Source organism: Pseudomonas sp. Yb2C2, from assembly GCF_052112325.1.
GTDB classification, from domain to species: domain Bacteria; phylum Pseudomonadota; class Gammaproteobacteria; order Pseudomonadales; family Pseudomonadaceae; genus Aquipseudomonas; species Aquipseudomonas marginalis.
This window is the reverse complement of record NZ_JAVAJK010000011.1, coordinates 35,931-48,006: the sequence shown is the minus strand read 5'-3', so window position 1 is coordinate 48,006 and position 12,076 is coordinate 35,931. Positions and strand designations below refer to the sequence as shown.

Sequence of the window (12,076 nt, the reverse complement as noted above, 5' to 3'; positions counted from 1 at the left end):
TTTTTTGCTCCAAAAACGCCCTATAAAGGGTACATAGCGACAAAAGCCTGAAATACGAGCACCGAAATGTGGCGCAATGCGATGCAAACGCACCTCTTTAGTGCGAGTTGAGTGTTGTGCATATTAACTGGTTAAACCTTGAGCGATTTCCGCTATAATCCGCGCCCCCCTTTTTCGGCAGGCCCTGCGCGCGCTGTTTCCATGAAATTAATCGTTAAAGTCTTCCCCGAGATCACCATCAAGAGCCGACCGGTACGGATGCGTTTCATCCGTCAGTTGGCCAAGAACATCCGTGCCGTGCTCCGCGATCTGGACCCGGCTGTGGTGGTGAACGGTGTGTGGGACAACCTCGAGCTGGAAACCCGCCTGACCGACGTCAAAGCCTTGAAGGACATGACCGAGCGCCTGAGCTGCATGCCGGGTATCGCGCATTTCCTGCAGGTGGATGAGTACCCGCTGGGGGACTTCGACGACATCACCGAAAAATGCAAACGGCACTTCGGCGACAGCCTTGAAGGCAAGATTTTTTCGGTGCGGTGCAAGCGTGCCGGCAAGCACCCGTTCAGCTCCATGGACGTCGAGAAATACGTCGGCAGCAAGCTGCGTCGCGAGTGCGGCGCCGCCGGAATTTCCCTCAAGGCGCCGCAAATTGAAGTGCGCATGGAAATTCGCGACCAACGGTTGTTTGTGATTCACAGCCAGCACGACAGCATCGGCGGCTACCCGCTGGGCGCCCTGGAACAGACCCTGGTCCTCATGTCCGGCGGTTTCGATTCCACGGTGGCGGCCTACCAGATCATGCGCCGCGGCCTGATGAGCCACTTCTGCTTCTTTAACCTGGGCGGGCGTGCACACGAATTGGGCGTGATGGAGGTTGCGCACTTTATCTGGAAGAAGTACGGCAGCTCCCAGCGCGTGCTATTTGTGAGCGTACCGTTCGAGGAAGTGCTGGGCGAAATTCTCGGTAAAGTCGATAACAGTCATATGGGCGTAGTTTTGAAGCGTATGATGTTGCGCGCTGCGTCCCGAATCGCCGATCAGTTGCAGATCGACGCGCTGGTGACCGGTGAAGCGATTTCCCAGGTTTCCAGCCAGACGCTGCCGAACCTGTCACTGATCGACTGCGTGACTGAAAAGCTGGTACTGCGTCCGCTGATCGCCAGCCACAAGCAGGACATCATCGACTTGGCAGAAGAAATCGGCACCGCCGACTTTGCCAAGCACATGCCTGAATATTGCGGGGTCATTTCGGTGAACCCCAAGACCCACGCCAAGCGCAACCGCGTGGAGTACGAAGAACAACAGTTTGATATGGCGGTTCTGGAGCGTGCGCTCGAGAACGCCAAGCTGGTCCCGATCGATCGTGTTATCGACGAACTGGGCCAGGATGTGCAGATCGAAGAAGTCAGCGAAGCCCTGGCCGGACAAATCGTCATCGACATCCGTCACCCGGATGCCGCTGAAGATGAGCCGCTGGAAGTCGCCGGCATCGACGTACAAACGCTGCCGTTCTATGCATTGAACGCGCGTTTCAAGGAACTGGATAACAGCCGTCAGTACCTGTTGTATTGCGACAAAGGCGTGATGAGTCGCCTGCATGCCCACCATTTGCTCAGTGAGGGGCATGCCAATGTGCGCGTTTATCGACCGAGCTAAGAGCCCGGGGCTGTTTGCCTGTGGCCTGCGTCACCGGCCCCCCGACTCTGCCGTCAAGCTGTAACGGCAAGGCCTGACTCTACTGTTAATCGCTGCCACGACCTGTCAGCACACCGAATCCTCTGATCGAGATACACAAGTGATCGAAAATCTACGTAACATCGCCATCATTGCCCACGTTGACCATGGTAAAACCACCCTGGTAGACAAACTCCTGCGTCAATCCGGCACCCTGGAGCGCAACGAGCTCAACGACGAGCGCGTGATGGACTCCAACGACCAGGAAAAAGAGCGCGGTATTACCATCCTGGCAAAAAACACCGCTATCAACTGGAACGGCTACCACATCAACATCGTGGATACCCCGGGCCACGCCGACTTCGGCGGCGAAGTAGAACGCGTAATGTCGATGGTTGACTCCGTTCTGCTGCTGGTTGACGCTCAAGACGGCCCTATGCCGCAAACCCGTTTCGTGACCAAGAAGGCTTTCGAAGCCGGCCTGCGTCCGATCGTGTGCATCAACAAGGTTGACCGTCCAGGCGCGCGTCCGGACTGGGTTCTGGACCAGATCTTCGACCTGTTCGACAACCTGGGTGCCACCGAAGAACAGCTGGACTTCAAAGTCGTCTACGCCTCGGCCCTGAACGGCATTGCCGGTCTGGAACACACCGACATGGCTGAAGACATGACCCCGCTGTACCAGTCGATCGTCGACAACGTACCGGCGCCTAAAGTTGACCGTGATGGTCCGTTCCAGATGCAAATCTCGGCACTGGACTACAACAGCTTCCTGGGTGTTATCGGCGTTGGCCGTATCGCTCGTGGTAGCGTCAAGCCGAACACCCCGGTTGTTGCTATCGGCGCCGACGGCAAGAAGCGTAACGGTCGTATCCTGAAGCTGATGGGTCACCACGGTCTGCACCGTATCGACGTTGAAGAAGCTTTCGCTGGCGACATCGTCTGCGTGAGCGGCATGGACTCCCTGTTCATCTCCGACACCCTGTGCCAGCCGGACAACGTTGAGGCGATGAAGCCTCTGACCGTCGACGAGCCAACCGTTTCCATGACCTTCCAGGTAAACGACTCGCCTTTCTGCGGTAAAGAAGGCAAGTTCGTGACTTCCCGTAACATCAAGGAACGTCTGGACAAAGAGCTGCTGTACAACGTTGCACTGCGCGTTGAAGAAGGCGACTCGGCTGACAAGTTCAAGGTTTCCGGCCGTGGTGAGCTGCACCTCTCGGTACTGATCGAAACCATGCGTCGCGAAGGCTTCGAAATGGGCGTTGGTCGTCCAGAAGTGATCATCCGTCAGGTTGACGGCGTGAAGCAGGAACCGTTCGAAAACGTCACCATCGACACCCCGGAAGAATCCCAGGGCAAGGTCATGGAAGAGATGGGCCTGCGTAAGGGCGACCTGACCAACATGGTGCCGGATGGCAAAGGCCGTGTGCGTCTGGAATACAACATTCCTGCTCGTGGTCTGATCGGTTTCCGTAACCAGTTCCTGACCCTGACCAACGGTGCTGGCATCCTGACCTCGATCTTCGATCGCTACGACACCATGAAGTCCGGCGACATGTCCGGCCGTCAGAACGGTGTTCTGGTATCGGTAGAAACCGGCAAGGCACTGACCTACTCCCTGGAAACCCTCCAGGCGCGTGGCAAGCTGTTCGTTGAGCACGGTCAAGAGATCTACAACGGTCAGATCGTTGGTCTGAACAGCCGTGACAACGACATGGGCGTCAACCCAACCAAAGGCAAGAAGCTCGACAACATGCGTGCTTCGGGCAAAGACGAAACCATCGCCCTGGTCCCACCTGTTCGCTTCACCCTGGAACAGGCCCTGGAATTCATCCAGGACGACGAGCTGTGCGAAGTCACGCCTAAGTCGATCCGCCTGCGTAAGAAGATCCTGGACGAAGGCGAGCGTACCCGCGCTGCCAAGAAAGCCAAGAACTGAGTTAACTCAGGCTGAATGAAAAACGCCCCCGGTCGAAAGGCCGGGGGCGTTTTTTTTGCCTGCAATTTGTGTTGTGCGGGCTCTTGTAGTGAGCGGGCTTGCCCCGCGCTGGGTGGCGAAGCCACCCCAAATCCAGGCACCTGAGTTTTATCTGGAAAAATGCAGAGACCGGGTTAGGGCCGCTTCGCAGCCCAGCGCGGGGCAAGCCCGCTCACCACAACAAGCCCGCTCACTACAAGGTTGTGATCAGAACTTGTCGAGGGTCTTGAACTTGGTCTCGCGCACCACTTCCTTCGGCTTGTACGCGCAATACCCCGGGCGCGGCCCAATCTTCGGGTGGTTGCGGCAAGTATCCGGGCGCTTGTCATAAATAGTGCAGAAGCGCGTCTTACGATCCAGGTACAGGCAGTCGTTGTTGCTCATGCGCTGCAGGGTAAAAATCTCGGATTTGTTGTTGTAGCGCTCGACGATGCCTTCCTTCTGCAACCGCTTGGCGATGTTCTTCGGCGGGTCGCCGCGCTCGAATTCATCGACGATGCCAATGCGGATCAGGTCCTTGATCTTCACCTCAACCGGCAGCGTGCAGCAGCTGGACACGCAGCCGCCGCACATATGGGCGGAATATTTCTGCCAAGTCTCGAGACGGTCGAGTTCCGCGGCGGCGATCAGTTGAGGCTTCATCGGGGTTCCAAAAGGTGGGGCTGTATCCGGGCGCGCGATCATACCGGGATTGGTGGTTTTTTGAACAATATTTTGCGTATTTCAGCTCAAAGGCTGGGCATGGGCCGATCGGGCACGACCCCTGCATCAAATGCCTGTAAAGGTGAATGAGTTAAAAAACTGCCGAACCAGAGCGTCTACCGTCTGTCAGACCGACTAGGCTCTAGCAACTCTTTCAATCTCGCCCGAGGTCACACCGATGTCTCAGGAACCGCTTGCACGAGAAGCAGAGGTAGCCGCATTCCGCGATGCTGTCTTGACCAAACTCACCTACGCGGTGGGCAAAGACCCGGACCATGCCTTCGACCATGACTGGTTCGAAGCCATTGCCCTGGCCGCCCGCGACCAGATGGTCGACCACTGGATGGATCACACGCGGCGTATCTACCGCAAAGGCCAGAAGCGGGTTTATTACCTCTCCCTGGAATTCCTTATCGGCCGCCTGCTCTACGACAGCCTGAGCAACCTCGGCGTGCTGGAGATCGCTCGCGAAGCCTTGTCCGAGCTGGGTGTGGACCTCGAACGCATTCGCCTGCTGGAGCCCGACGCGGCGCTTGGCAACGGCGGCCTCGGCCGTCTGGCCGCGTGCTTTATGGAAAGCATGTCGACCTTGGGCATCGCCGGCCATGGTTATGGCATTCGTTATGAGCACGGCTTGTTCCGCCAGGCGATTGTCGATGGCTGGCAGCAGGAACAGACCGAACGCTGGCTGGATTTCGGCAACCCGTGGGAATTCGAGCGGGCCGAGGTGATTTACCCGATTGGCTTTGGCGGCAGCGTCGAGACCCTGCCGGATGCCTCCGGCAAGCTGATACAGGTGTGGACGCCCAACGAAACCGTGCGTGCCGTTGCCTACGACACCCCGGTGGTCGGCTGGCGCGGCGCCAGCGTGAATACCTTGCGCCTGTGGCGTGCCCGTGCGGTGGAAGACCTGCACCTGGAGCGCTTCAACGCCGGTGACCACCTGGGCGCCGTCGCCGAAGTGGCCCGCGCCGAGAGCATCTCCCGAGTGCTTTACCCGGCGGACAGCACCGAAGCGGGGCAGGAACTGCGCCTGCGCCAGGAATACTTCTTCGTCGCCGCCTCCTTGCAAGACCTGTTGCGTCGCCACAAAAACATGCACGGCTCGGTCCTGAGCCTGGGCGAACACGCGGCGATCCAACTCAACGACACCCACCCCTCGATCGCCGTGGCTGAGTTGATGCGCCAGTTGGTCGACCTGCACGACATTCCGTGGGAAGCCGCGTGGGATGTGACCGTCGAAACCCTGTCGTACACCAACCACACCCTGTTGCCCGAAGCCCTGGAAACCTGGCCGGTCGGCCTGATGGAGCGCATGCTGCCCCGGCACATGCAGATCATCTACCTGATCAACGCCCAGCACATCGATGCGCTGCGCGCCAAGGGCATCCATGACTTCGACGTGCTGCGCGCTGTGTCCCTGATCGAAGAAGACAACGGCCGCCGTGTGCGCATGGGCAATCTGGCGTTCCTCGGCTCCCACAGCGTCAACGGCGTGTCCGGCCTGCACACCCAACTGATGCGCAGCACGGTGTTCTCCGAACTGCACAAGCTCTACCCGGAGCGCATCAACAACAAGACCAACGGCATTACCTTCCGCCGCTGGCTGTACCAGGCCAACCCCAAGCTCACCGATATGCTGGTGGAAGCCTTGGGCCCGGACATTCTCGACAACATCGAAACCCGCCTGGGCGAGCTGGAAACCTTCGCCGAGAAACAGACCTTCCGCAAAGCCTTTGCCGACCAGCGCCTGCACAGCAAGCGTGCGCTGGCCGAGATCATCCATGAGCGCCTGGGCATTTCGGTGAACCCGGCGGCGATGTTCGACGTGCAGGTCAAGCGTATCCACGAATACAAGCGCCAGTTGCTCAACCTGCTGCACACCGTGGCGCTGTACCAGGCGATCCGTGCCGAGCCGGGCACCGACTGGGTGCCACGGGTGAAGATCTTCGCGGGCAAGGCGGCGGCCAGCTATCACCAGGCCAAGTTGATCATCAAGCTGACCAACGACATCGCGCGCACCGTCAACAACGACCCGACCGTACGTGGGCTGCTCAAGGTGGTGTTCCTGCCCAACTACAACGTCAGCCTGGCGGAAAGCATCATCCCGGCGGCGGACTTGTCGGAGCAGATCTCCACCGCCGGCTTTGAAGCCTCGGGCACCAGCAACATGAAGTTCGGCCTCAACGGCGCGCTGACCATCGGCACCATGGACGGCGCCAACGTGGAGATGCACGAGCGCGTGGGCGCCGATCACATGTTTATCTTCGGTCTCAGCGCACAGCAGGTCGAGGCACGTAAACACGCCGGGGAATTCAACGCCGGGCCCGATATTGCGGCGTCCCATCGTCTGAACGATGTGCTGCAAGCGATTCGGGGCGGGGTGTTCTCGCCGGACGATCCGGGCCGCTATGTGGGCTTGATCGACGGGTTGATCGACTACGACCGCTTCCTGGTCTGCGCCGACTTCGATTCCTACTGGGACGCCCAGGCGCGGGTCGAAGCGCATTGGCATGATTCCAAGGCGTGGTGGCGTTCGGCGGTGCTCAATACCGCACGGATGGGCTGGTTCTCGTCGGACCGGACGATCCGCGAGTACGCTACGGAAATCTGGAAAGCCCTCGACTAGATCTACTGTAGGAGCGAGCTTGCTCGCGAAAAACGCCAACGATAACGCGTGCTTTCTGATTTAACGCGGTATCTTTGCGTTCTTCGCGAGCAAGCTCGCTCCTACAGCACGGTTTGTTTAGGGAATATCGACCATGCAATGGATTTTCATGCTGATTGGCCTGGTGCTCGGCTGGACGCTCGATGAGTCGTTCTATGATGCGGGCATTGGTGCGCTGTTGGGGTTGGGCATTGGCCAGGCGATTCGCCTGTCGAAGCTGGCGGCCCAGGCGCAGCAACAGGCTGTTCAGTTGGAAGCCACGCAGAAGGCGTTGATCGCCCTGGGTGAGCGCCTGCGGCAACTGGAAGTACCCACGCCGACACGCACTGTCATCGTCGAGCCGCCTGTCCCTGAGGCGGCACCTGTCGCCAAGGCGCCTGAACTGGTGTGGGAGCTGCCGGCTGAATTGACGCCTGTCGCCATGGTCGCCGAACCGAGCCAGCCCTTGCCGGATGACGTCTGGACGCCTGCCCCGACGCCACGCCCGCCTCAAGAACCTGCCGCTCCCCGTGGCCCCAACCTGATCGAACGCGCCATCAGCGGCGCACGCAATTGGCTGTTTGGTGGCAACACCGTGCTGCGTGTCGGCGTGGTGCTGCTGTTTCTCGGCCTGGCGTTCCTGCTGCGCTACGCCACCGAAGGTATGGTGGTGCCGATCGAACTGCGTTACGCCGGCGTTGCGGCGGCGGCCCTTGGCCTGTTGGGCCTGGGCTGGTGGCTGCGGCTGCGCAACAGCAACTACGGCTTGATGCTGCAAGGCACCGGGATCGCGGTGCTGTACCTGACGGTGTTTGCCGCGATGCGCCTGCACCCGTTGATCGACCCGAGCGCGGCGCTGGGCCTGCTGGTGGCGGTCACGGTGTTCTCGGCGATCCTGGCGATTACCCAGGATGCGCTGGGACTGGCCTGTGCGGCAGCGCTCGGCGGCTTCGCGGCGCCGATCCTCACGTCCACCGGCGCCGGTAATCATGTCGCGCTGTTCAGTTATTTTGCCCTGCTCAATGCCGGTATCCTCGCCATCGCCTGGTTCAAGGCCTGGCGCCTGCTCAACCTGATCGGCTTTGTCGGCACCTTCGGTATCGGCTTTGCCTGGGGCATGCGTTCCTATACGCCTGAGTTGCTGTGGAGTACCGAGCCGTTCCTGATCCTGTTTTTCCTGATGTACCTGGCTATCGGCCTGTTGTTCGCCCGGCGCAAATTGCGGGAGATGGGCGACGCCCCCGAAGGTCGCGATGCGTTGTTGCGCTGGTCGGCGGCCAAGGGCGATTACGTTGATGGCAGCATGCTGTTCGGCCCGCCGCTGGTGGGGTTTGGCCTGCAGTTCGCGCTGGTGCAACACCTTGAGTTCGCCGCAGCATTCAGCGCGCTGGGCCTGGGCATCCTCTACATGGGCCTGGCCCGCGTGCTCAATGGCGGGCGCGCCTTGCTGCTGGCGGAAACCTGCCTGGCCCTGGGGGTGATCTTTGCCAGCCTGGCGATTCCCCTGGGCCTCGATGCCCGATGGACCGCAGCCGCCTGGGCGGTGGAAGGTGCCGGGATCTTCTGGCTCGGCTTGCGCCAGCAGCGGCCGTTGGCGCGGGCATTTGGCCTGTTGCTGCAATTGGGCTCGGCGCTGGCGTTTCTCAGTGAGCTGCGCATCGGCGAACACACGCTGCTGGAGGGGGCGCCCCTGGGGGCGTTGCTGCTGGGCGCGGCGTTGCTGTTCAGCTTCGACCAACTGCGCAGGGCCGCGACGGAGCAGGCGGCGGAGTGGGAGCGCAAGGGCCTGCCGGTTCTGGCCAGCCTCGGCCTGGCCTTTGTGTACCTGCTCGCGCCGCTGTTGTTGCTGACTCAAGGCACTGCCATCAGTTGGGCGCTCGCCGGCCTGGCGACCCTGTTCATCGGCTTGCGGATTGGCTCGCGCACCTTCCTGTTCACGGCGTTTGCCGTGCAACTGCTGGGCGGGGCGTTGTTCCTGCTGCGCTTGCAAGGCGGCGACTCGGCAGCGGTATTCAACGCCGGCTGGAGCGGCCTGCTCAGCGCGTCGTTGATCGGCCTGGCGTTGATCGGCGGCATGCTGCTGGCGGCGCGCGATGACATGGTGCGCAGCGATGTACGGCTGTTGCGCGGGCTGTCCGTGGTGCTGCTGGCCGGGTTGGTGCTGATCAACCTTGCCGTGCTGTTTGTACTGCCATGGGAAAGCGCCAGCGGTGTGTGGGCGGCCAGTGGGTTGTTGATCATCTGGTTGAGTCTGTACCTGCAACAGCGCGTCAGTTTCGTGTTCGGGTTACTGCTGCAAGTGATCGGCGGCGCGTCGTTCCTGCTGGCGGTGCCGGAGCTGCTCGGGCCTTTGGCCAGCGAGGGCCTGCGTCCCCTGGGGCATAGCGGGTTCTGGACACCGATGGTGTTGGGCCTGGCCGCCTTGATCGGTGCCTGGCGCCTGCAGCGTGAACCCCATGCGCCGGTGTTTGCCGTACTCAAGCTGCAACGCCTGTCGGACCTGCTGCTGGTGTGGGGCGCGGCGTGGTGGGCGTTGGCGCTGATCGCTGAAGTGCTGCGGTTTATACCCGATGAGCTGCGGGGTGCGCTCCTGCTGGGTAGTGCGGCGGTCAGCGTGGCGATCTGGGCGTTGCTCGCGACGCGCCTGCGCTGGGCGTCCCTGGGCATGCTCTGCACCCTGTTGATGCCGGCGGCGGGGATGGTATTGCTGGTGTCTGCGCATAATTATTACCACCCGGCAGCGCACTACGGCTGGCTGGCCTGGCTGGCGGTGTTCGGGGTGCATTTCATCGCGCTGCGGCGTTTGGCGACGCTGGTGCCGGCCACCGTCCTGAGCGTTGCTCACGTGTTGGGTTGCTGGATGCTGATCGGCGTATTGGCGCTGGAGCTGCGCTACGGCCTGTTGTTGCTGTCGAGCGAATACAACGCCTGGCGCTGGCTGGGCTGGGCAATCCTGCCAAGTCTGTACCTGGTGCTGGCTGCTGCACCGCGTCGCTGGCCGTGGCCGGTGTCGGCGTATCCACGGGAATATCGAGTGCTGGCGGCACTCCCATTGGCGGTGCTGATGCTGGGCTGGTTCTGGCTGGCGAATACCTTCAGCGACGGCACGGCCAGGCCGCTGCCCTATGTGCCGTTGCTCAACCCGCTGGACCTCGGCTTGCTGTTTGCGCTGCTGGGCGTGTACCTGTGGTCGCGCAGCGTGGCGCCGCAACGCGGGCCGCGTGCTGAATTGATCGCCCAAGGCATTGCCGGTATTTCGCTGTTCGCGTTCTTTACGGCCCTGGTGATGCGCACCGCACACCACTGGGGCGGCGTGCCGTTCCATCTGGATGGGTTGCTGGAATCGATGTTGGTGCAAGCCGGCCTGTCGATTGTCTGGACCCTGATCGCCCTCGGCCTGATGATCGGCGGTCACCTGCGCCATCGTCGCGAAGTGTGGCTGATCGGCGCGGCGCTGATCGCGGTGGTGGTGGCCAAGCTGTTCTTTGTCGAGCTGAGCAACCGTGGCGGCCTGGCGCGGATCGTGTCGTTTATCGGCGTGGGCGGGTTGTTGCTGGTGGTGGGCTACTTTGCGCCGCTGCCGCCCAAGCGTGCCGAACCTGTGTTGGACACTGAAGGAGCATCCTCTTGATCGGTAAGTTGAGCGTGGTCGTGCTGGGCATGTGTACGACATTGTCGGCGTGGGCGCTGGAAACGCCGGCCGACTTCAGCAGCCAGGTGCCGCTCAGCGTCAGCGGCAACGGCCCCTGGTATCGCCTTGAGTTGCCCTTGGCCGTGCAACTGAATGCGCGCCAGGCTGACCTCAGCGATGTGCGGGTGTTTAACGCTGCCGGTGAACCCCAGGCCTACGCGCTGTCGCGTCAAGCGTCGCAACGCACCGAAAGTCGTGAAGTCACCGACGTGAAGTGGTTCCCGCTGTACGCCGCCGACACCCAGGCAACCTTGCCCGGTGTGGTGATGAAAACCACGGCCGAAGGCACCCTGGTGGAAATCAAACCGTCCACCGCACCCAAGCCCGGCAAGCAGGTGCTGCGTGGCTGGGTGCTCGATGCCAGTAAAATCAAGGCGCCGTTGCAGCAGTTGAGCCTGGACTGGAGCCGCGAGCAGGAGGGCTTCCAGCGCTTCAGCATTGAAGCCAGTGATGACTTGCAGCACTGGCAATCCTGGGGGGATGGGCAAGTGGCGCGTTTGTCGTTTGCCGACGAGCGGGTCGAGCAGCATGACGTCAGTTTGCCGGGCCAGTCCGCGCGTTACCTGCGCCTGGTGTGGAAGGGGCAGGCGGCACCGTTGCTGACCTCTGCCAGGTTGGCCAGTGCCACCAGCAGCAGCCTGCCGCTGCCGCTGGTTTGGTCGCAGCCGCTCTCGGGCACGCGGCTCAAGGCGGGTGAGTACACTTGGAAGCTGCCCACCGGGCTGGGTGTCGAACGCTTGCGTATCGAGCTGAAGCAGGCCAATACGCTGGCGCCGGTGACGTTGGCGGGGCGACGGGATGGCAATCAAGCCTGGCAGCCGCTGAGCAATGGTCTGCTCTACCGCCTGACCCAGAATGGCCAGGATGTGGTGCAGGACGAGTTGCAACTGCCCGGCCAGACGGTCACCGAACTCAAGTTGCAGGTCGACGAGCGCGGCGGTGGCCTGGGCGTCGTGGAGCCGGCCCTGCACTTCGCGGTGCGCGCCACGCAGTTGGTGTTCCTGGCGCGGGGCGAGCCGCCGTTCACGCTGGCGCTGGGGAATGCTTCGGTGAAGGCGGCGAACCTGCCGTTGTCGACGCTGATCCCGGATTACACCGCCGAGCGCCTCAACACCCTGGGACAGGCCAAGGTGGCCGGGGCCGTCGCGGTCACTTCGCCAGCGGTCCCGGCGGCGGTCGACAGCGGGCCGAACTGGAAAAAACTCGGACTCTGGGCCGTATTACTGCTCGGCGTGGCGGCGCTGGGAGGCATGGCCTACAGTTTGCTGCGCAAGCCGCCGGAGGCACGTTAAATAAAGTCCATGAACTCTATTGGGTTTAAATCCTCTGATAGGAGGAAATACACCCCCGACTCGCGTTAAACTGCGCGGGTTTTTAGCCC

At 61.6% G+C, this 12,076-nt stretch carries 6 protein-coding genes; 5 read left to right on the top strand and 1 reads right to left on the bottom strand.

Going from position 1 to position 12,076, the window contains the following annotated elements; all coding sequences use genetic code 11:
• The first annotated feature begins 201 nt into the window (after positions 1–201).
• Both thiI and typA read left to right on the top strand, forming a co-directional pair.
• Entirely contained in the window at positions 202–1,656 is a 1,455-nt protein-coding gene (gene thiI, locus Q8X51_RS16700; RefSeq protein ID WP_065925747.1) for a tRNA uracil 4-sulfurtransferase ThiI, read from the top strand.
• Positions 1,657–1,795: 139 nt separating this feature from the next.
• Positions 1,796–3,616 (top strand): translational GTPase TypA, encoded by a 1,821-nt coding sequence (gene typA / locus Q8X51_RS16695; protein ID WP_032890153.1) that lies wholly within the window; start codon positions 1,796–1,798, stop codon positions 3,614–3,616.
• A gap of 246 nt (positions 3,617–3,862) precedes the next feature.
• Here typA and Q8X51_RS16690 read toward each other — a convergent pair whose 3' ends face one another.
• Positions 3,863–4,297, bottom strand: a complete 435-nt coding sequence (locus Q8X51_RS16690) for a YkgJ family cysteine cluster protein (protein WP_024072902.1) — start codon at positions 4,295–4,297, stop codon at positions 3,863–3,865.
• A 238-nt stretch (positions 4,298–4,535) separates the two neighbouring features.
• On the opposite strand from Q8X51_RS16690, the gene Q8X51_RS16685 reads away from it, so the two are divergent.
• From Q8X51_RS16685 to Q8X51_RS16675, 3 genes are all read left to right on the top strand, one after another.
• The gene (locus Q8X51_RS16685) at positions 4,536–6,986 is read left to right on the top strand and encodes a glycogen/starch/alpha-glucan phosphorylase (RefSeq protein ID WP_065925746.1); all 2,451 of its coding nucleotides are present in this window, start codon (positions 4,536–4,538) and stop codon (positions 6,984–6,986) included.
• A 133-nt stretch (positions 6,987–7,119) separates the two neighbouring features.
• A complete protein-coding gene (locus tag Q8X51_RS16680) occupies positions 7,120–10,635 on the top strand; it encodes a DUF2339 domain-containing protein (protein WP_407693538.1) in 3,516 nt (1,171 codons plus the stop codon).
• The gene (locus tag Q8X51_RS16675) at positions 10,635–11,987 is read left to right on the top strand and encodes a DUF3999 domain-containing protein (RefSeq protein WP_407693625.1); all 1,353 of its coding nucleotides are present in this window, start codon (positions 10,635–10,637) and stop codon (positions 11,985–11,987) included. The genes Q8X51_RS16680 and Q8X51_RS16675 overlap by 1 nt, the downstream gene beginning before the upstream one ends.
• Positions 11,988–12,076: the final 89 nt, after the last annotated feature.

What these genes read in the sequence shown, in the direction of transcription:
- thiI (WP_065925747.1), top strand. Translation starts at nt 202, where the DNA reads ATGAAATTAATCGTTAAAGTCTTCCCCGAGATCACCATCAAGAGCCGA.
- Q8X51_RS16690 (WP_024072902.1), bottom strand. Translation starts at nt 4,297, where the DNA reads ATGAAGCCTCAACTGATCGCCGCCGCGGAACTCGACCGTCTCGAGACT.
- Q8X51_RS16685 (WP_065925746.1), top strand. Translation starts at nt 4,536, where the DNA reads ATGTCTCAGGAACCGCTTGCACGAGAAGCAGAGGTAGCCGCATTCCGC.
- Q8X51_RS16680 (WP_407693538.1), top strand. Translation starts at nt 7,120, where the DNA reads ATGCAATGGATTTTCATGCTGATTGGCCTGGTGCTCGGCTGGACGCTC.